At 66.7% G+C, this 18348-nt stretch carries 16 protein-coding genes; 7 read left to right on the top strand and 9 right to left on the bottom strand.

The window, feature by feature from the left end; genetic code table 11:
* Nucleotides 1–4: 4 nt before the first annotated feature.
* Complete coding sequence (locus C9424_RS10175) at nucleotides 5–838, top strand: Wzz/FepE/Etk N-terminal domain-containing protein (protein ID WP_116766731.1); 834 nt, start codon at nucleotides 5–7, stop codon at nucleotides 836–838.
* Nucleotides 839–909: 71 nt separating this feature from the next.
* Here the strand turns inward: C9424_RS10175 and C9424_RS10170 are convergent, their stop codons facing one another.
* Together C9424_RS10170 and mscL are read right to left on the bottom strand one after the other, a co-directional pair.
* The gene (locus tag C9424_RS10170; protein WP_116766792.1) at nucleotides 910–1686 is read right to left on the bottom strand and encodes an amino acid-binding protein; all 777 of its coding nucleotides are present in this window, start codon (nucleotides 1684–1686) and stop codon (nucleotides 910–912) included.
* Between the two features lie 211 nt (nucleotides 1687–1897).
* Nucleotides 1898–2416, bottom strand: a complete 519-nt coding sequence (gene mscL / locus C9424_RS10165) for a large conductance mechanosensitive channel protein MscL (protein ID WP_237563395.1) — start codon at nucleotides 2414–2416, stop codon at nucleotides 1898–1900.
* Between the two features lie 250 nt (nucleotides 2417–2666).
* Here mscL and C9424_RS10160 point away from each other — a divergent pair, with 250 nt between their 5' ends.
* Entirely contained in the window at nucleotides 2667–3749 is a 1083-nt protein-coding gene (locus tag C9424_RS10160) for an FUSC family protein (RefSeq protein WP_116766791.1), read from the top strand.
* Here C9424_RS10160 and C9424_RS10155 read toward each other — a convergent pair.
* Complete coding sequence (locus tag C9424_RS10155) at nucleotides 3746–5050, bottom strand: MFS transporter (RefSeq protein ID WP_116766730.1); 1305 nt, start codon at nucleotides 5048–5050, stop codon at nucleotides 3746–3748. The genes C9424_RS10160 and C9424_RS10155 overlap by 4 nt on opposite strands.
* Nucleotides 5051–5182: 132 nt before the next feature.
* Between C9424_RS10155 and C9424_RS10150 the strand changes: the two genes are divergently transcribed.
* The 3 genes from C9424_RS10150 (at nucleotide 5183) to C9424_RS10140 (ending at nucleotide 7755) form a co-directional block, all read left to right on the top strand.
* Nucleotides 5183–5962 (top strand): IclR family transcriptional regulator, encoded by a 780-nt coding sequence (locus C9424_RS10150; RefSeq protein ID WP_116766729.1) that lies wholly within the window; start codon nucleotides 5183–5185, stop codon nucleotides 5960–5962.
* A gap of 93 nt (nucleotides 5963–6055) precedes the next feature.
* On the top strand, nucleotides 6056–7246 hold the full coding sequence (locus tag C9424_RS10145; RefSeq protein ID WP_116766728.1) for a 4-hydroxybenzoate 3-monooxygenase: 1191 nt from the start codon (nucleotides 6056–6058) through the stop codon (nucleotides 7244–7246).
* A 116-nt stretch (nucleotides 7247–7362) separates the two neighbouring features.
* Entirely contained in the window at nucleotides 7363–7755 is a 393-nt protein-coding gene (locus tag C9424_RS10140) for a nuclear transport factor 2 family protein (RefSeq protein WP_116766727.1), read from the top strand.
* Between the two features lies 1 nt (nucleotide 7756).
* On the opposite strand, the gene C9424_RS10135 is transcribed toward C9424_RS10140, so the two are convergent.
* The 5 genes from C9424_RS10135 to purB all read right to left on the bottom strand — a co-directional run bounded on the left by C9424_RS10135 (nucleotide 7757) and on the right by purB (nucleotide 16012).
* Entirely contained in the window at nucleotides 7757–8191 is a 435-nt protein-coding gene (locus tag C9424_RS10135) for an acyl-CoA thioesterase (protein WP_116766726.1), read from the bottom strand.
* 46 nt (nucleotides 8192–8237) lie between these two features.
* Complete coding sequence (locus tag C9424_RS10130) at nucleotides 8238–8741, bottom strand: GNAT family N-acetyltransferase (protein WP_091248278.1); 504 nt, start codon at nucleotides 8739–8741, stop codon at nucleotides 8238–8240.
* Nucleotides 8742–8895: 154 nt separating this feature from the next.
* A complete protein-coding gene (locus C9424_RS10125) occupies nucleotides 8896–13746 on the bottom strand; it encodes an NAD-glutamate dehydrogenase (RefSeq protein WP_116766725.1) in 4851 nt (1616 codons plus the stop codon).
* A gap of 155 nt (nucleotides 13747–13901) precedes the next feature.
* Nucleotides 13902–14573 (bottom strand): histidine phosphatase family protein, encoded by a 672-nt coding sequence (locus C9424_RS10120; protein WP_116766724.1) that lies wholly within the window; start codon nucleotides 14571–14573, stop codon nucleotides 13902–13904.
* Nucleotides 14570–16012 (bottom strand): adenylosuccinate lyase, encoded by a 1443-nt coding sequence (gene purB, locus C9424_RS10115; protein WP_116766723.1) that lies wholly within the window; start codon nucleotides 16010–16012, stop codon nucleotides 14570–14572. The genes C9424_RS10120 and purB overlap by 4 nt, the downstream gene beginning before the upstream one ends.
* Nucleotides 16013–16192: 180 nt before the next feature.
* Between purB and C9424_RS10110 the strand changes: the two genes are divergently transcribed.
* On the top strand, nucleotides 16193–16528 hold the full coding sequence (locus tag C9424_RS10110) for a hypothetical protein (protein WP_237563394.1): 336 nt from the start codon (nucleotides 16193–16195) through the stop codon (nucleotides 16526–16528).
* Nucleotides 16528–17991 carry a hypothetical protein gene (locus C9424_RS10105; RefSeq protein ID WP_116766721.1) on the top strand — a complete coding sequence of 488 codons (1464 nt, stop codon included), beginning with the start codon at nucleotides 16528–16530 and terminating at the stop codon, nucleotides 17989–17991. The genes C9424_RS10110 and C9424_RS10105 overlap by 1 nt, the downstream gene beginning before the upstream one ends.
* Here the strand turns inward: C9424_RS10105 and C9424_RS10100 are convergent.
* Nucleotides 17942–18328: a phage holin family protein gene (locus C9424_RS10100; protein WP_116766790.1), complete on the bottom strand. Its 387-nt coding sequence runs from the start codon at nucleotides 18326–18328 to the stop codon at nucleotides 17942–17944. The two genes, C9424_RS10105 and C9424_RS10100, sit on opposite strands and share 50 nt — an antisense overlap.
* Nucleotides 18329–18348: the final 20 nt, after the last annotated feature.

The following is an 18348-nucleotide window of genomic DNA, read 5'->3' as shown; positions in this document are numbered from 1 at the left end:
GAATATGGACCCGATTTCGGTACTCAAGACCCTGTGGCGGCACAAATGGGTGGCGCTTCCCATGGTTCTGCTGACGTGCGCAGCCTGCGCGTACGTAATGTTCTTCGCGCAGCGCACGTATCAGGCGACCATGACCTATGCCCTGATCACACCCAAGACTCCCACCAGCCAGGAACTGCAAGCCAGTCCGCAGTTGGCTGCGCTGAACTCGGACAACCCCTACCTCAGGAGCCCCGACCGTACCTTGTTGGCCCAGGTGATTATCACCAAACTTGGATCCCAGGACGTCGCCGAAGAGCTGCAGAAGCAGGGCCTCGGAGTGGAGTACACGGTGGCCCAGTCCAGCAGCTCATCCTCCGGCATGCTGCTCCAGCTCGCAGCCTCCGGCACATCGCCGGCGCAGGCAGTCGATACGGCGCTAGCCTTGGGCAAACGACTCACCACCACCCTGCGCGACGTGCAGACGATCAATGGCGCGGATGAGCTGTACCTGTTCTCTGCGCTTCCGGTGGACGGGCCCGGCCAAGCCAAGGAGATGTTCTCGAGCCGGCTGCGCACCCTGATCATCGTCGCGGTCGGTGGCGCGCTGCTGGTCTTTGGGGCGGTTTCCGTCGCCCGCTCGGTGGAGCTGGGCACGGCGCGACGGCGGGCGGAGCCGAAGCCAGCCCAAGATGCGGTCAGGGTCCGGCGCCAGCGCGCCAAGGCACCCGTCGCGCGCCCGGACGTAGCGCTTGATGAGCCTCATCCGCGGGACAATGTGGTGTCAGGCATCGAGCCGCGGGATCCGGCCTCCCTGTTGACCGTGCCCGGCCCGGCAGGCCGGTCCCGGAGTCATTGATTCCTGGAGTCAATGACAGGCCCGGGCGACCGCCTCCTATTGTGCATTCTTGACGTCCGGCCGGAGCCGGCTCATAGTCCTGCCGGCCGGTGCGCCAGGATCTCGGCGAGTTCGGCAAGCCGGTGCGCGCGGGCGGATTCGGCCGGCGTGAACGGCTCGCCGGGGCGGAAGAACGTAATGGGCCCGTGCCACGCCGTCGGAATTTTCAGGACCGTACCGTTCGCGGGGGTCGCCTCGGCGCTGCCGGAGGCCTGTCCCGTGATGATCCGGGCCCGCAATAGTTCCGCGACCGCCAGCGGGAGCTCCTCCGGGCTGGCCGCGATCCGGGCGGCCAGGCTCAGCGCCCCGGTTTGGCCGTCGGCCATGGCAAGGGCCGTGGTCGGCCAGACATGCGGGTCCGCACCGCCGCCCGCCCGCAGCGCCCGGAGCAGATCGGGCTCGCGGACTTCACCCGGTGCGGAGAGCACGAACTCGTCCAGCACGCCGCCGGCCACGGGGTGAACGTGGATACTGAGAATGTTGGTGTCCAGCCCGGCCATGGCCTGAGTGAGCTTCTGCAGCGACCCGGGCTTGTCCTTCAAGATGGTCCGCGCCCGCCACAGGGCAGGCGCCGCGACGAGCCGTTTGCGGTGGCGCAGTGCCGGGGCGTGCAGCCAGCCCCGGAGCATCCGGGCCGCCGAGGGTTCCGCCACCCAGATCACCAGGATGGTCGCGGTCATCGTCAGAACCAGGACCTTGGCAACATAGGGCAGGTGCGTGCCCACCACCGCCGCATGCACCAGCAACTCGATCGGAAGCATCACGGCGATATTCGCCAAGGTCAGCCGGGTCTTGGTCGGTTCCGGCATCTGGCCGCACACTTCGCAGCTCAACTCGGAAGAGGCAGGGTGCCGGGTCGTGCCGGGGGCCTTGCCTGAGGTCTTACCTGGGGTTTTGCCAATGGCATCGCGCGTCATGCTCCCATGATTCCGGCCCGCTGTTTCTGCCGGATTGCCGCCGGGTGACGGTTTCGGACCGCCGCTGCCGACCTACCCGCGGCAGGCCTGCGGCAGGACGTGTCTAGCGGCTGGCCACGTGGCGGGGACTGTCCTCGTCCACGGTCCCCGCCAGGTTGCCATCCCCGTTGCGATCCATGTTGCCCTCCACGTTACGGTCGCTGCCGCCGTCGGGTTCCGGGCCTGCCAGGCGGGCCAGCAGATCGCGGATTTCGGCCAGCAGCGCGGTGTCGGCCGGGATCGGCTCTTCCTCGGGCTCCGCTGCGCTCAACCGGTACTTGACCATCCTGTTGATCCGGTTCATGGGGGCCACGAAGATGAAGTAAACCACCGCGGCGGTGATGAGGAAGGTCAGGAAGGCGGTGACCACAGCGCCGATGTTGACGAAAGTCTTGTCGTTGCCGGGCCAGATGTGGAAGCCCAGGCCCTGGGTCTCGACCCCGCCGGCCGCCGCGATGATCGGGTTCACGATGTTGGCGGTGAAGGCGCCGACCAGGGCTGTGAAGGCGGTGCCGACGACGACGGCGATGGACAGCTCGATCACGTTGCCGCGCAGGATGAAATCCTTGAATCCTTTGAGCATGGGGAACCTCCGGTGTGCGTTGCTGGATGTCTCTGCCGTGAGTCGCTTGTCTGATTCACAGGTGCTTGATTCAGTTGCTTGATTCAACCGATAGACGCTACCACTTCGCCGGTGCCCGTCAGATTCCGATCAACGGGTCACTATGCGGCAGCGGCGACGTTCCGGCGTAAAATCCACGGTGGATGCCAGTGCCGCCGTCGTTATATACAGACCGCAACGAAAGGCGCCCCAAGCTATGGAGGCCGGCACCGTGAAGCTGTTCGCCGAGATGTTCACCATCGCTCCTGCCAACAAGGACCACCAGGTTGCCCTCCGCTGCGCCGTGGGCGTCTTTGTCCCGCTGATAACCCTGGTGCTGCTGGGCCGGCTGGATCTGGCGATCTTCGCCTCCTTCGGTGCCTTCACCGGGATCTACGGCAGGAATGAACCGCACGCCCGGCGGCTGACGCTCCAAGTGCGGGCCGGAGGACTCATGCTCCTGGTGATGCTGCTGGCCGCCCTCACCGCCCGTGTGGACGGGCTCCTCGGGCTTTCGGGAGGAGGCGCCACCTGGCTCCTGGTTGCGGCCACCACCGTCGTGGCGGGCGGTTGCTCCCTGGTTGTCGCCATGTGGCGCCTGCGTCCCTCGGGTTCACTGTTCCACATCTTCGCGTTCGCGGCCATCGCGTCGATCCCCAACCAGCCCCCGCTGTGGCAGTGCATGCTGGTGGCCGTGCTCACGGTCGCGTTCTCGCTGCTGATCGGCCAGTCCTCACGCGTGGCCCGGAGCCGCCGGACCCCATGGGTCAAGGCCAAGCCCGTGAGCCTGACGCCGGCTGAGAAGCGCGCCGCGTGGCAGGAAAGTGCGGGCTATCTCGTGGCGGCGGGCCTGGCCGGAACGCTGGGGACCCTCGCCGGCGAATGGCTCGGGATCGGCCACAATTACTGGGCGATGGTGGCCGCCGTCGTGCCACTCGTGGGGCACACCACCAGGCACCGGGTGAGCCGCGGCCTCCAGCGTATCGCCGGCACGGTCGTGGGACTGGTACTGCTCGCCGGGATCCTGCTGCTGCAGCCGACGCCGTGGCAGACGGTGCTGGTCATTGCCGCGTGCCAGTTCGGCGCTGAGATGTTCATCGCGCGTCAGTACATGCTGGCGCAGGTCTTTGTCACGCCGCTGGCCCTGATTTCGACGCTTCTCGTGGCACCTGTACCGCCCGGCATCCTGCTCCGCGACAGAATCGTGGAGACCGTGATCGGTGCCGCCGTCGGCATCGCCGTCGTGCTGGCGCCTGGGGCGTGGCGCCGCCTGAGGGGCCGTCGCGGGATGGCTGCGCCAGGGCGCCTCACCTAGGATTGCCCGACGCCGGCACCAGTGCGGGACGTTGCGGCGATGGTCTGCGGCACGAAAGCCAGGGCGAGAACCGCCAGGACCGCGGCGGCGGCGAAAACGTAGAAGCCCCACGGGTAGGCGATGCCGGCGGCGACCAGCGCGCCGGTGACGGCCGGACCCAAAATGGCACCCAACCGCCCCACGCCCGCGGCGAAGCCCAAGGCGGTGCCACGCAGTCGAGCAGGGAAGAGTTGGCTGACCCAGGCGTAGACCAGGACCTGGGAGCTGAAGACGAACACGCCGGTGACAAAGACAGCGGCGTAGAGCACCACTTCGTTCTGGATCTGGATGCTGAGACCGGCGAGGAACACGGCGGAAAGGCCAAACCAGAGCAGAACGATCCTCTTGGTGCCGTGCCGGTCGGCCAGGACTCCGGCAATCAGGAGGCCCACCACGGCTCCGACATTGAGGACCAGGAGCAACGCGAGGCCGGCGTTCAGGCTATAGCCGGCGGAGGCCATGAGCTGCGGGAGCCAGGTGTTCAGACCGTAGACCAGCAGCAGGCCCATGAACGAGGCCACGGCCACGCCGGCGGCGATTAGCGGGTAGGGTTTGCGGGCCAGGTCCCGGAAACGGGCACGCTCGTCCTCCGGCGCTGTTTGCGGCGCAGCCTTCGCGCGGACCGGGGCGTTGACCGGGGTAGTGGTGGCCGGTGACGTGGCGGCTACGGGGACGTGGTGCACCGGCGGGAGGGTTTCCGGAAGCTTGAACCACAGGAAAGGGACCAAGGCAAGGCCGGCCAGGCCGCCCACAACGAACATTGTCCGCCAGCTTGGAATCACCATGATGGCCAGGAACGCGGTGGCAATGGCGCCGGCGTGGTATCCGGTCATGGTCCGGGTGGTGGACTTTCCAGCCGTTCCGGCGGGCGCGTAGTCGTTCATGTAGGCAAGCGCTGCTGGCAGGCAGGCGCCAAGGCCGAGGCCGGCAAGCAGCCGGAACGTGCTGAACCATGCCACGTTCGGTGCGAAGACGACGGCGATCGTAAAGATGGAGAACCACGTCACGCAGGCCACCAGCAGGTTCCGCCGGCCGAAGCGGTCCGATAGCGGGGAAATGAAGAGCGCGCCGAGCCCCACACCCACCAGGGAGATGGTCGCAGCGAACGTCGCCCCGATTGCGTCGAAGCCAAGTTCATGCGACTTGATGAGTGTCGGGATGACCGTGCCGAGGACCACCAGGTCAAAGCCGTCCAGCACCATGGCCAGCCAGCAGAGCCACACGGGCCACCTTGATTTGTTGCCCAATGACGACATTGACATTGCTACCTCAGCGCTATTCTTGACGTGGTTCCGTGCGTCCGGCCAGCGTTGGCCGGACTTTCCTATCGTGAGAGTTCTATCACTCGTCGGTGTTGTATGGGACACTTCATACCATTGAACGGAAGGAGTATCGTGGCCAATTCGACCTCCGGCGACTCGGTTGTGGACCGGATCCTGCGGCTCATTGCCGCCTTCCCGGAGGGTGTCACGGCACTGCAGCTTTCCGACCTTGCCGCCAGGGCAGAGCTTCCCCTGACCACCGCGCACAGGCTGGTCCGGCAACTCGCCGGACATGGACTCCTTGATGTCGGCCCTGGCGGCTCGGTCAGCCTCGGGCTGCGGCTCTGGGAGCTCGTCAACCGCAATTCCCCCACGCTTGAGCTCCGCCAGGCTGCGCTGCCCTTCATGGAGGACATCCAGCAGGTGCTGAACCAAAACGTGAACCTCGCCGTGCTGGATGGCTGGGAAGCGCTCTTCGTGGAACGGCTGTCCCGCCGGGGTTCTGTTGCCAACCGTGCCCAGGTGGCCGGCCGGATGCCCGTGCACGTGTCCTCCGCCGGGCTGGTGCTCATGGCCAACCAGACCCACGCCGTCCAGATGGACTACCTGGACGGGTTTAGCGATCCGACCGGCAAGCTGGTCAGGGAGGATCTGCGCGCCCTTCTGGGGGAAGCTGCCCATCAGGGATACGCGCAGCTGGCCGGCGTCGTGGACCCGGACACCTGGGGGATCGCCGTCCCCGTGCTGGACCGCAGGAAGCGTGCTGTGGCGGCCCTCGGCGTCGTCGTCCCCCTCCGCGAAGTGCGCCTGCAGGCGCTTGTTCCCGCTCTCCAGACCGCGGCCCGCGGGATCGGGAGGAGGCTTGGAGAGCCACGCGAGACCATTGAATTCCATTCAACGGAATCAATGTAACGCGTATCACGCATCGGGGGGCACACTGGTAGCCAGACGACCAAACCGGCCCAGTTCCCGACTCCCGGGACCCCGCAACGAAGCGAGAAGCACATGGCACAGCGAAAAGTCATCACCACCCAGGTAGCGATCATGGGGGCCGGCCCGGCCGGGCTCATGCTCTCCCACCTCCTGGCCAAGGCCGGCATCGAATCCACCGTCCTCGAGATCCGCAGCCACCAGGAGATCTCCGAGACGGTCCGTGCCGGGATCCTGGAGCACGGCTCGGTGAACATGCTCGTTGACAGCGGCGTCTCGGACCGCGTGCTGCGCGACGGCGACCGCCATGACGGAATTGAACTTCGTTTCAACGGCGAAAGCCACCGCATCGATTTCCAGGACCTCGTCGGGGAGTCGGTCTGGCTCTACCCGCAGACGGATGTGTTCCTGGACCTCGCCGCACGCCGGAAGGCCGACGGCGGGGACGTCCGGTACAGCGTCACGGACACCACTATCCACGACATCGAGGCCAAGCCCAAGGTCTGGTTCACGGATGCGGACGGTGTGGAATACGAACTCCAGGCCGATTTCATCGCCGGCGCGGACGGTTCGCGCAGCCATTGCCGCTTCCAGATCCCCGAGGCACAGCGCAAGTGGTACTTCCACGAATACCCCTTCGCCTGGTTCGGCATCCTGGCAGAGGCGCCGCGCAGCTCGGACGAGCTGATCTATGCCAACTCCGAGAACGGCTTCGCTCTGATCAGTCAGCGCACCGAGACGGTCCAGAGGATGTACTTCCAGTGCGACCCCAACGAGGACGTCAACAACTGGAACGAGGACCGCATCTGGGACGCCTTCCGCAGCCGCGTTAACGGCAACGGCTTCGAAGTCAAGGAAGGGCCCGTGATCGACAAAACGGTCCTGAAATTCCGCAGCTTTGTCCATGCCCCCATGCGCCACGGCAACCTGTTCCTTGCCGGCGACGCCGCGCACACCGTCCCACCCACCGGGGCCAAAGGCTTGAACCTGGCGCTGAACGACGTCAGGGTCCTCTTCGAGGGATTCGACAGCTTCTATTCCACCGGCTCCACCGTGCTCCTGGATGCCTACAGTGACCGTGCCCTGGACCGGGTGTGGAAGGCCCAGCAGTTCTCCTACTGGATGACCTCCATGCTTCACACCCCGGCCGACGCCGACGACTTCGCCCGCGCCCGCCAGCTTGGCGAGCTCCACTCGGTGGTGTCGTCCCGCCACGGCCGCGCCTACCTCGCGGAGGCCTACACCGGCTGGCCCGGCGCCCGCTAGGACGTCCGCCAGAGCCCCGGAGCGGGCTCATATTTCCGTCGACAGGCCCCGGCGCCAGGACTAGCCTTTAACCGTCCCAGCATGACCCCACAACGATGACGGAGAGGTGTCCGATCATGGGAACCGCAGAGAATGTTGAACTGGTCCGGCGCGGGTACGAGGCCTTCAACTCAGCAGATATGGCGACCCTCAGCGACATGTTCGCGGAGGACGCGGTCTGGCACGTTGCCGGAAGCGGCGTGCTATCGGGGACGAAACAGGGGCGAGACGCCATCCTGGCCTACTTCGGTGAACTCGGAGCACGCACCCAAGGTCACTTCCAAGCCAACGTCCAGGACATCGTCGGCGGCGAGAAACACACTGTCGCAATCCAGCAAACTCACGGGGAAGCCAACGGCAAAACCCTGGACATGCCCACCGTGATCACGTTTGTGGTTCGCGACGGACAGATCGCGGAGGGGCGGGAATTCTTCGAGGACACGGCCAAAGCCGACGATTTCTGGACCTGATTTAGTCCTGTTCGAGAGTTCCGGTCAGGTGATGCGTGGGAATCCGGTCCCGGTCATAGGTGATCTCCGTGTATCCGTGCGGCTCCGGCCTCCCGGACGGGCTCAGGTTCACGAAGACGATTTCCTCGATTGTGAGGATGCTCTGCCGGGTGATCATGTTCCTGACTTCGGCACGCATGGTCAGCGATGTCCGGCCGAAGCGGGTCGCGGTCAGGCCCATTTCGATCAGGTCGCCCTGGACGGCCGAGCTGACGAAGTTGATTTCTGAGATGTACTTCGTGACGGCCCGGCCGTTGCCCAACTGCAGGATGGCGTAGATGGCGGCCTCTTCGTCGATCCACTTCAGCAGGCTGCCGCCAAACAGGGTGCCGTTGGCGTTGAGGTCCTCGGGACGGACCCATTTGCGGGTGCGGAAAGTGATGTCGGCCGATTCCATAGTGCGAGATTAGCCCACTCCATTCCGGGCGGCGTTGTATGACGCCTCACGCCATGGCGGTGTGCGCGGCGCTGTGCGAATCGATCGGCTTCGCGTAACAGTAGGAGTGTTGGACCCCGATGTACGGTCCAAAGTTCGGCACGGGCACAAAGCCCGAGTTCTCGTAGAACTGCCGCCCGTCGGTCTGTACCGAGCCGGCCTCCGCGGTCAGTGTGGTGATGCCCAGCGCGTGGGCGTGGGCTTCGAGGGCCGCGAGGATGGAGCTCGCCACCCCGGAGCCGCGGGTGTAGGGCAGGACATAGAGGCGCTTGATTTCGGCAGTGCGCGCGTCCAGCATGCGCAGGCCGCCGCAGCCGACCGGCTGGCCCGAGGCTTTGTCGTGCGCCACCAGGAATACCGCGGTGTCCACTTCCGACGGCGGCGGCCCGGGTTCGTGGTCGGGCCGGCCGAAGCGGGCGTCGAGTTCTGCCTGCTGGGCGGCCCTCAGGTCCGCACCAACGGGGTTCGCCCAAGTGACCTGACGGATGTTGAGCCGCGGGTTGGTCTGCATCACTGCCTCGATTCGCCGAAGGGTTATGCAGTCCAAGGCTAGGCACCAGCGGTTTCCGCCGTGTTTCCTTCCGGTAAGCGTCGGGAGAACTGTGGATTGTGGTGCAGATAGCGCTTCGGGCTCTACGTCCTGGTGGATCCGGGAACAGCACAGCCTAGCGTCGCACCAGTGTCCGCAGGAGCTTCAGCGCCACGGAGATTGAGGCGATATCCACCTGCCCCGGTTTGGTCACTTCCGCGAGAGTGTCCTTGATCCGCGCCAGCTGCTCCTGATGCCCACGTTCCCAGGCCACGATGCGCTCCACAGCATCGGACGTGCCGGCCTCTGCGGCACTGAGGTCTTGGGTGGTCTCCATCACCGAGACGGTCATGTCCGCTACGGCGGAATACACATCATCGCGCAGGGCGGCCCGGGCAAGGGCCTCCCAGCGGCTCTGCCGCGGCAGGTCGGTGATGCTGAGCAGCAGGTTGGCGGCCCCGATCCGCTGGAACACCGCATAGTACAGGTCTGCGATGGTGGTGATCGGTTCGCGCACCTGTTCGGAGATCAGGGAGATGTCCAGCAGCCCGAAACTCTCCAAGAGGTCCGAGGCACGCAGGCCCAGCTCGCGCGGCATCCCCACGGCGTCCCAGTGCGTGAGCCTTCCTTGCGCACGGTCGAGGTCGGAGCCGCGGAGATAGTCCAGGGTTCGGGTCCGCAGCAGTTCCAGGGTTGGCATGATCCTGTCCAAGGCCGCGCCCACGGGCTGGTCCCGATGGTCGTGCGTCACGTACCACCGAGTGGCCCGGTCGAGGACCCGGCGCATATGCAGGGTCGCCTCGGCGACGTGTTCGTTGGGATATCCGGCGGGGAGTGCGGCCAGACGGTTGACGATCCACGGCAGGTCATAGGCCTCGCGCGCCACCACAAAAGCCCTGGCGACAGCGGCGGCCGGGGCAGTCGTTTCCTCGATGGCGCGGAACGCGAACGTGATTCCGCCGAGGTTGATCATGTCGTTGGCCACGACGGTGCACACGATCTGGCGGCGCAGCGGGTGGCCCGGCAGCTCTGCTTCGAAGCGTCCGGAGAGCTGGCGCGGAAAATAGCCGCGGAGGACGCGCAGGAACCACGGGTCGTCGGCAAGATCGCTGGCGTTGAGCTCTGCCGCCAGTTCGATCTTGGCGTAGGCGGCCAGCACCGACAGCTCCGGCGGGGTCAGGCCCTCACCGGACCGCAGCCGGTCCTGAAGTTGTTCGTTGCTGGGCAGGCCCTCCAGCCTGCGGTCGAGGTCGGTGGCGTTCTCGAGCCAGTCCATGGTCCGTTCGAATCCCGGGCTCCACTCCCGCACCAGGTGCCGGTCGTTGAGGAGCAGGACATTCTGGTTCGTGTTGTTGGCCAGGACAAGACGGGCCACTTCGTCCGTCAGGGAATGCAGGAAGCCGGCGCGTTCCGCCGTCGGCATCTTTCCCGCAGCGATCATCCGGTCCACGAAGATCTTGATGTTCACCTCATGATCCGAGCAGTCAACGCCGGCTGAGTTGTCGATTGCATCGGTATTGAGCAGGACGCCGGATAGGGCGGCCTCAATCCGTCCGAGCTGCGTGATTCCCAGATTCCCGCCCTCGGCGATGACCTTCGCCCGCACCTCATTGCCGTTGACCCTGATGGGGTCGTTCGCCTTGTCGCCAACCCCGGCGTTGTCCTCCGAGGAGGCCTTGATGTACGTTCCGATGCCGCCGTTGTACAGCAGGTCCACGGGCGCACGGAGGATGGCCTGAAGCACCGCGTGGGGCGGCAGCGACTTGATGCCCGGCTCCAGGCCGAGCGACCTCCTGACCTGTTCCGTGATGCTGATGGCCTTGGCCCGGCGGGAGTGGACGCCACCGCCCTCGCTGATCAGCGAGGGATCGTAGTCCGCCCAGGCTGAGCGGGGCAGGGCAAAGAGCCGCCGCCGTTCCTCCCACGAGGCCTCCGCCTCCGGCGCCGGGTCAAGGAAGATGTGCCTGTGATCGAAGGCCGCCACCAGCCGCATGTGACGGGAGAGCAGCATCCCGTTCCCAAAGACGTCGCCGCTCATGTCGCCGATGCCGGCGACAGTGAACTCCTCTTCCTGGCAGTCCACCCCGAGTTCGCGGAAATGGTGTTTCACTGATTCCCACGCCCCGCGGGCCGTGATGCCCATCTGTTTATGGTCATACCCCACGGATCCGCCGGATGCGAAGGCATCGCCCAGCCAGAAACCGTACTCCTCGGCCACCGCGTTCGCGGCGTCGGAAAATGACGCGGTTCCCTTGTCCGCCGCCACGACGAGGTAATAATCGTCGACGTCGTGCCGCACCACCCGCGCGGGAGGCGCCACTGCCTCGCCATGCGCGGTGGTGACCAGGTTATCGGTGAGGTCCAGGAGCCCGCGGACGAAGATCCGGTAGCACTCCAGTCCCTCCGTCAGCCAGGCCTCGCGGTCCGCGGCAGGGTCCGGCAACTGTTTGGGATAAAAACCGCCCTTGGCGCCCGTGGGCACGATCACGGAATTCTTCACGTTCTGCGCCTTGACCAGGCCAAGGACCTCGGTGCGGAAATCCTCGCTGCGGTCGGACCAGCGCAGGCCGCCCCGCGCCAGGGCCCCGAAGCGCAGGTGGACCCCTTCCACTCGGGGCGAGCACACCCAGATTTCGTATTTGGGCCGGGGAAACGGCGCACTAGCGACGGCGGCCGGATTGAGCTTGAAACTCAAATGGGGCTTCCCCTGGAAGTAGTTGGTGCGGAGCGTGGATTCCACCAGGTTCATGAAGGTGCGCAGCAGCCGGTCGGCGTCGAGGACTGGAATGTCGTCGATCGCAGCCAACAGATCCTTCCGGGCCGCGGCGCTCTCCCCGACCCGGTCCGGGGCCTCCAGATCGGGGTCGAACTTGGCCCGGAACAGTGCCAGGAGACCGTGCGTCGCCCGGACATTGGCCAGCAGGGTGTCGGCCATGAATCCGTAGGAGTTCGTGGTGCCCAATTGCTGCAGGTACTTGGCATAGCTGCGCAGGATTTCGACCTGGCGCCAGTGGATGCCCTCCCGGAGGACGAGGCCGTCAAAACGGTCCGATTCCGAGTCTCCGCGCATGGCAGCTCCGAAGGCATCCCCCAGCAGCCCGCTGGTCCGGGCAGGATCCACACCGGCCGGATACCGGACGCCAAGATCATAGAGGAACAAAGGCCGGTCGTTCCCGCGCACCACATCGAAGGGACGCTGGTTCAGCACCTCCAGTCCGAGGTTGTGGAAGAAAGGCAGGATCCGCGTCAGGCTATGGGCTGCGGTCAGGTAGAGGCGGATCCGCGCGTCTTCGGCCAGCGTCGGGGACGCGCTGGCGCGGACATAGACGGCCAGCTGCGGATCGTTCAGCGGCCGTCCGCCCGTGCCGTCGAGATCGAACTGCTCGAACCGCCTGATGTCTTCAACGGCGTCCTCGACGTCGAAATCAGCCCGGTAGCTGGCGGGGAAGGCCGCGGACCATAGTGCCGACAACCGGCGGCTCTCCGCGGTGGACAATCTGTCCCGGAGCGCTTCGTCCAGGCCCTCGGCCCAGGTCCGCGTTGTGCTGACAATGCTCCGCTCCAGTGCAGCGGGATCGACGTCGGGCATCGCGCCGGGAGGCAGCAGGATCCGGAAGAAGACACGGGCCATGGGGGATTCACTCAGCCGGACTTCAAATTCGAGCGAGGAGGACTGGAAGGCCTGTTTGAGCTCGTGTTCGATGCGGAGGCGGACGGCGGTGCTGTACCTGTGGCGGGGGAGGAAGACCAGGGCAGTCATGAAGCGGCCGTAGCTGTCAGCGTGCAGGAACACCCGTGTCTGGTGGTGGGCTTGCAGGCGCAGGATCTCACGGGCCAGCCCGGAAAGTTCCGCCAGGTCCCGGTGGAACAGCTCGTCCAGCGGGAAGCACTCGAGGACGGTGAGAAGCTGCTTGCCCTGGTGGGATGATTCGGTGAAGCCGAAGTTTTCCTGGATGGCGCGAACCTTGTCCCGGATGACCGGGATGCGCCGCACGGACCGGCCCGTGGCGCCCGGAGCGAAAAGGCCCACAAACCGCACTTCTCCCGTGGCCGTCCCCGCGCTGCCGAAAGTCCGGACGAGGATTTCATCCAGGTAAGCCGGGCGGGGGACGGACGATCTCAGATCCGAGATAGAGAGCGTGAGAACCTGCGCATGGGGGAGCCCCGTGACGGGCTGGCGGGCCTCCGGCCGTCCGTCCCTGAGCAGGCCCAGCCCCGTGCCGGCCCGCAACGTCACGACATCCGGGCCCTCCGCCGTCGAGTATTCATATTCGCTGTAACCCAAGAACGTGAAGTTGCCCCGGTCCAGCCAGCCCAGCAGCTCCACGAGCTGCTCCGGGGTCGGAGCCGTGGCCGCCGGCAGCCGCTCCAAGGAGCCGACGGTGCGCGCGAGACTGGCGTGGATGGCGGGGGTGTCATCAGCGACCAATTGGACGTCCGCCAGGACGCGCCGCACGTTATCCGTAAGCTCCGCGATGGCCCGCGGCCCCGGCAGGCGGCCTATCTCTGCCGCCACCCAGATTTCGGACGACCAACCCGGCGGGATCTGGGCGGCCTCGGGGGCGCCCGGAATGCCCGGGATTCGGCCCGTCGGTGCGGACTGCGGCAACCCGTGCCGTACTTCCAACAACCGGCCGGTACGGGGATCGCGCCGCACCAGAAAATTGGGATGCACCAGCAACCGGATGGACTCGTTTTGGCGCGTCAGTTCCGCGGTGAGCGAATGGATCAGGTGCGGTATGGCGTCGGCAACCACCAGCAGTACGCTGGCATCGCTTTCGTTCAAGACGTCTACGATGGCCGTGCCTGCCCGGTGGCTGCCCGCCAGTTCCGCATGGCGCCTGGCCCGCTTCGCCAGGTTTTCGGGACTGTATCCCTGGAGGTCCTCCGGCGCTACGTGCTCGTAGTACTCCGCGAGGAACTGTTCATCGAGGCCGTCGAGGATGCTTGCGCGCGCATGCCCCGGATGTGCAGATTTGGGTGACATAAGCCTGCGCCTCCACTGCGCGGGATCAACCGCATGCCGCCGGCCGTTCCATCCCCGCGCCTGCTTTCATCATGGCCGCGTTGAGGGGTGCAGTCCAGCCCCTGTGGGCAGGGTGCGCCTCCGCCGGGGACCGGCAGCCAGGAACGCGCCGCCCGCTACGCCGGACGGCCGGTGGGATCTTCCGCCGTCGGGTCTGCCAGGGCCAGGCCCTCCACGGGGCTCTCGTCCCAGTGGATGAGCCGCCATCCGGCGTCGGGATCGCCCTCCAGAGCCACAATGCCGGTGTTGGCAACTACGTGGCGGACAGCGAATTCAGGTTCCACGTTGACGGCCCGCACGCCCGCCCAGACCCTGATGGCGGCGCCATGGCTCACCACGGCCACAGCGCCGGACCCGGCCGTTGACCCGGCCGCGGCCGCAATCCGGGCAATCGAGTCGTCGAAGCGTTCAAAGAAGTCGTGGCCGCTGGGCCCGGCCGGCATCCTCCGGGCCAGGTCGCCCTCGGTCCACGCAGCGACCGTACTGAAGTAGCGCATGTGGGACTCGCGGTCGGTGAGTTTCTCCAGTGAGCCTGCTTCGATTTCCCGCAGGCCCGCCAGGACCTCGATGTCGAGGCTGCGCATGGCGGCCAGCGGTTGTGCCGTGATCTGGGTGCGGATCAGGGTGGACGCGTAAAGCAGCCCGATCTCCTCATTCGCCAGCGACCTCGCCAGGGCAGCGGCCTGCCGCTCGCCGAGCTCCGTCAGTCCGGGGCCAGGGTGGGCGGTGTCCAGCTGCCCAAGCACGTTCCCGGGCGTCTGGCCGTGGCGGATGAGCAGGAGCCTCACTTGAGGTGGTCCACCAGCTTGTCCGCGATGCCGGTATAGCGGCCGGGGGTCAGCGCAAGCAGCCGGGCTTCGGCGTCGGCGGACAGGCCCAGGCCCTGGACGAATTCCTGCATCCGGGCGGCGTCCACGCGGTGTCCGCGGGTCAGGTCCTTGAGCCGCTCGTACGGGTTCTCCATGCCCTCGACGCCGGCGATCGCCTCGGCACGCATGACCATCTGGATGGCCTCGCCCAGGACCTCCCAGTTGGTGTCCAAGTCCGCGGCCAGGACGTCCTCGGCCACCTTGAGCCGGTCCAGGCCCTTGGCGACGTTGGAGATGGCGAGCAGCGAGTGGCCGAACGCCACGCCGATGTTGCGCTGCGAGGACGAATCGGTGAGGTCGCGCTGCCAGCGCGAGGTGACGAGGGTGGAACCCAGCACGTCCAGCAGCCCCGAGGAGATCTCGAGGTTGGCCTCGGCGTTTTCGAACCGGATCGGGTTCACCTTGTGCGGCATGGTCGAGGAGCCGGTGGCGCCCGCGACCGGGATCTGCACGAAGTAGCCGATCGAGATGTAGCTCCAGATGTCGGTGCAGACGTTGTGCAGGATGCGGTTGAACCGCGCGACGTCGGCATAGAGTTCGGCCTGCCAGTCGTGGCTTTCGATCTGGGTGGTCAGCGGGTTCCAGGTCAGGCCGAGGCCTTCAACGAAGCTCTTGGCAACCTGCTCCCAGTCGGCGCCAGGGACGGAGGCGACATGGGCGGCGTAGGTGCCGGTGGCGCCGTTGATCTTGCCGAGGTATTCGGTCCGGGCAATCCGGTCCAGCTGGCGGTTGAGGCGGTGCGCAATGACGGCCAGTTCCTTGCCCAGCGTGGTGGGGGTAGCCGGCTGGCCGTGCGTGCGGGAGAGCATCGGCACCGCGCGATTGTCCTCGGCCATGGCACTGATCTGGGCAACCAGGGCGCGGGCCGCGGGCAGCCAGACGTCCTCCACGGCTCCCTTGACGCCGAGGGCGTAGGAGAGGTTGTTGATGTCCTCCGAGGTGCAGCCGAAGTGCACCATGGCGGTCAGGTGATCGATCCCGATGCCGGGCAGGCGGCGGCCGATGTAGTACTCCACAGCCTTGACGTCGTGCACCGTGACCGCCTCGATCTCGGCCAGTTCGGTGACTGACGCGGCGTCGAACTCCGTGACAATCGCGCGCAGCTGCTCCTGCTGGGCCGCTGTGAGCGGGCCAGCGCCGGGCAGGACGCTGTTGCTGGTCAGGTGGATCAGCCATTCGACCTCCACAGCCACGCGGTCGCGGTTCAGTGCTGCTTCGGAGAGGTAGTCCACCAGGGGGGCGACGGCGGACTGGTAGCGGCCGTCCAGCGGGCCGAGCGCGATCTGGTGGTCGGACGCGGCGAGGGCCAGGCGTCCGGACGGCGTGCGGGTATCAGCTGTGGCGGCAGTTTCAGGCATGTTCCGATTCTTTCACGAAGTGACGCCGGGCCTTAAGCGCCCCGTCCTTATGACATCACCGTGTGACAATGCCGGTTCGCATCGCGCGGCGATCCGCGGCCGATGTCCACATAGCCGGACTGTCCACATAGCCCGACGCCGCTCTTCAGCGGGTGCCGGCCGCCCGCTAGCGTCACTTCCATGACCAGCATGATGCGCCCCGGTTCGGCTTGCAGTGCGGCTATTTTCGGCGTGACGGCCGCCGACGCCGTTGAGTGCGCATCGCGCAGTTACGAAGTCCAGCAGCTCGCGGCGCGCGTGGCGCGGTGCGCCGATGAGGCCGACGCCGTGCTGGCGGCACTGGGCCGCCTTGAACTGCAGACCTGGCAGTCGCCGGCCGGGCGAGCCTACCGGCTGACCCTGTCCCTGCAGGCTGCAGCCCTGCGCCGCAGCCGGGACGCCTTGCTGGACGCTGTGGCCGTGGTGCGCCGGCACGCCCAGAACGTGACGCTGTCCTCGGGCCGGCTAGGTTCCTGATGGCCGAAGCAACACCGGCAGACTCTGGCGGGATACCCCGGGTTTCCGCGCCGCCGTCGGACGGCAGCCTGCGCATCCGCGGCGGAATCGGAGGGCTCAGCTTCCAGTTCGAGGAGCTCCTTGCCGGCGCAGCGGCACTGGACGCGCTGGTCCGGCAACTGCAGTCGGTTGAACTGGAGGCTGACACCGTGAAGCACGCACTCTTCCCCTATCAGTCCGACTCCTACACCAGCGGCAGCAACGCCATCATCGCGGTGGGAGAAGCTGGCCGGGATGTCGGCCGTGTCCGGTCGCAGCTGCAGCGGATCGGCGACGACGTCCGTGCCAGCCACCGGGAGTACGAGTTTGCGGAGGCCCGGAATGCCCTGCTCCTGCGGCTGGGATTCCACGGCGCCGAGTACGGTGCGGCCCCGGAGCCTTTGGCCCTCCCCGGCGTGCGCGGCGTCGTAGAGGACTGGGTCGCCACGGCGCCGCGGAATCTCGCCGCGCTGCTGGGCCTGCCCGCGCCTCTGGCCGCCGTTCTCGGAGCCCTGAGCGGACCCGCCGACGTCCGCAGCCTGGTCCGGGATGTCTCGGAGGCGCCCGGGCTCGAGTTCCTCAAGCCCCGCCCCGTCAGCATCGTGGGGCGGGAGACGTATTCCGCGGCCGTCGACCTCTCCCCGGCCGGATTGCTGCGGAGAGCCGGAACGGTGGGCGAGCAGGACGGCCAGATCGAAGTCATCGAGGTCGACGGCGGCGCCCGGCCGGCGTGGGTGGTCATCATCCCCGGAACCCAGCTGGACGGGCCGCCGGAAGGGGCCAATCCCTTTGATCCCGCCGGAGTGGCCGAGGCTCTGGGCTACGACTCGGCCTCCACGGGTGCGGCCATCCGGGAGGCGCTCCGGCAGGCCGGAGCCGCGGCCGGCGACCAGCTCGTCGCGGTCGGCTACAGCCAGGGCGGGATTCATGCGATGAATCTCAGCAGGGACCGCGCCGTCCTGGCCGACTACGATCTTAAGTTCGTGCTCACGGCGGGCTCGCCGGTGGGTGGTATCACCCCGGAGCCGGGGATCCGCAGCCTCCACCTCGAACACGCGCAGGACTGGGTGCCGGGGGCGGACGGCCTGGCCAACCCGGATACCAGGGACCGGGTGACCGTGACGCTCACCAACCCGCTGGAAGTGCCGCCGCTGAAGGACTTCGGCTTAGGTCCCGGACACCGGCTGGAAAACTACGCCGACGGAGCCGAGCTCATCTCGGCGAGCCGGGACAACACGCTGCGGGATTCGACGGCGGCGCTGGCCGCTGTCGTGGGAACCGGCGGGGCGGCGACGGTGACCCGCTTCTCGCTCCGGCGTGAAGCACGCCCGTCATCGCTGGGAGTGCCCATGGCTCCGGGGCCGGCTCCGGAGCAGCGGACCGGGCCGGGCGGGGCTAGCGATCGAGGGCCGGCAGGAAGCTCGCCACGAGGGACACGCCGCTGATGATGAGGGCGGCGAACACCGCGGTCCACCAGAAGCTGTCAATGGTGAAGTGCACGGTGGTGTAGCTGCTGATCCAGGAGGTCAGGTAAAGCATTCCCGCGTTGATGACCACCGTAAACAGGCCCAGGGTGAGGATGGTGATCGGAAGCGACAAGAGGCTGACGATTGGCTTGACGAAGGCATTGACCAGGCCGAAGATCAGGCCGATGAACAGGTAGCCCAGGACGATGCTGAAAATGTTGTTGTTCGCGGTGGAAATATCCAGTCCGGTGAGGATCCAGCACGCGATTGCCAGGGCCAGCCCGTTGATGATGACTCGTGCGATGAATGAGCTCATGGTCCCCATGCTGTCATACG

Origin of the sequence: Arthrobacter sp. H-02-3, assembly GCF_003097355.1 — a bacterium.
Classification (GTDB): Bacteria; Actinomycetota; Actinomycetes; order Actinomycetales; family Micrococcaceae; genus Arthrobacter; species Arthrobacter humicola.
This window is presented reverse-complemented; position numbering and strand designations above follow the sequence as displayed.

What these genes read in the sequence shown, in the direction of transcription:
- C9424_RS10175 (WP_116766731.1), top strand. Translation starts at nt 5, where the DNA reads ATGGACCCGATTTCGGTACTCAAGACCCTGTGGCGGCACAAATGGGTG.
- C9424_RS10170 (WP_116766792.1), bottom strand. Translation starts at nt 1,686, where the DNA reads ATGCCGGAACCGACCAAGACCCGGCTGACCTTGGCGAATATCGCCGTG.
- mscL (WP_237563395.1), bottom strand. Translation starts at nt 2,416, where the DNA reads ATGCTCAAAGGATTCAAGGATTTCATCCTGCGCGGCAACGTGATCGAG.
- C9424_RS10155 (WP_116766730.1), bottom strand. Translation starts at nt 5,050, where the DNA reads ATGTCAATGTCGTCATTGGGCAACAAATCAAGGTGGCCCGTGTGGCTC.
- C9424_RS10145 (WP_116766728.1), top strand. Translation starts at nt 6,056, where the DNA reads ATGGCACAGCGAAAAGTCATCACCACCCAGGTAGCGATCATGGGGGCC.
- C9424_RS10140 (WP_116766727.1), top strand. Translation starts at nt 7,363, where the DNA reads ATGGGAACCGCAGAGAATGTTGAACTGGTCCGGCGCGGGTACGAGGCC.
- C9424_RS10135 (WP_116766726.1), bottom strand. Translation starts at nt 8,191, where the DNA reads ATGGAATCGGCCGACATCACTTTCCGCACCCGCAAATGGGTCCGTCCC.
- C9424_RS10130 (WP_091248278.1), bottom strand. Translation starts at nt 8,741, where the DNA reads ATGCAGACCAACCCGCGGCTCAACATCCGTCAGGTCACTTGGGCGAAC.
- C9424_RS10125 (WP_116766725.1), bottom strand. Translation starts at nt 13,746, where the DNA reads ATGTCACCCAAATCTGCACATCCGGGGCATGCGCGCGCAAGCATCCTC.
- purB (WP_116766723.1), bottom strand. Translation starts at nt 16,012, where the DNA reads ATGCCTGAAACTGCCGCCACAGCTGATACCCGCACGCCGTCCGGACGC.
- C9424_RS10110 (WP_237563394.1), top strand. Translation starts at nt 16,193, where the DNA reads ATGACCAGCATGATGCGCCCCGGTTCGGCTTGCAGTGCGGCTATTTTC.
- C9424_RS10105 (WP_116766721.1), top strand. Translation starts at nt 16,528, where the DNA reads ATGGCCGAAGCAACACCGGCAGACTCTGGCGGGATACCCCGGGTTTCC.
- C9424_RS10100 (WP_116766790.1), bottom strand. Translation starts at nt 18,328, where the DNA reads ATGAGCTCATTCATCGCACGAGTCATCATCAACGGGCTGGCCCTGGCA.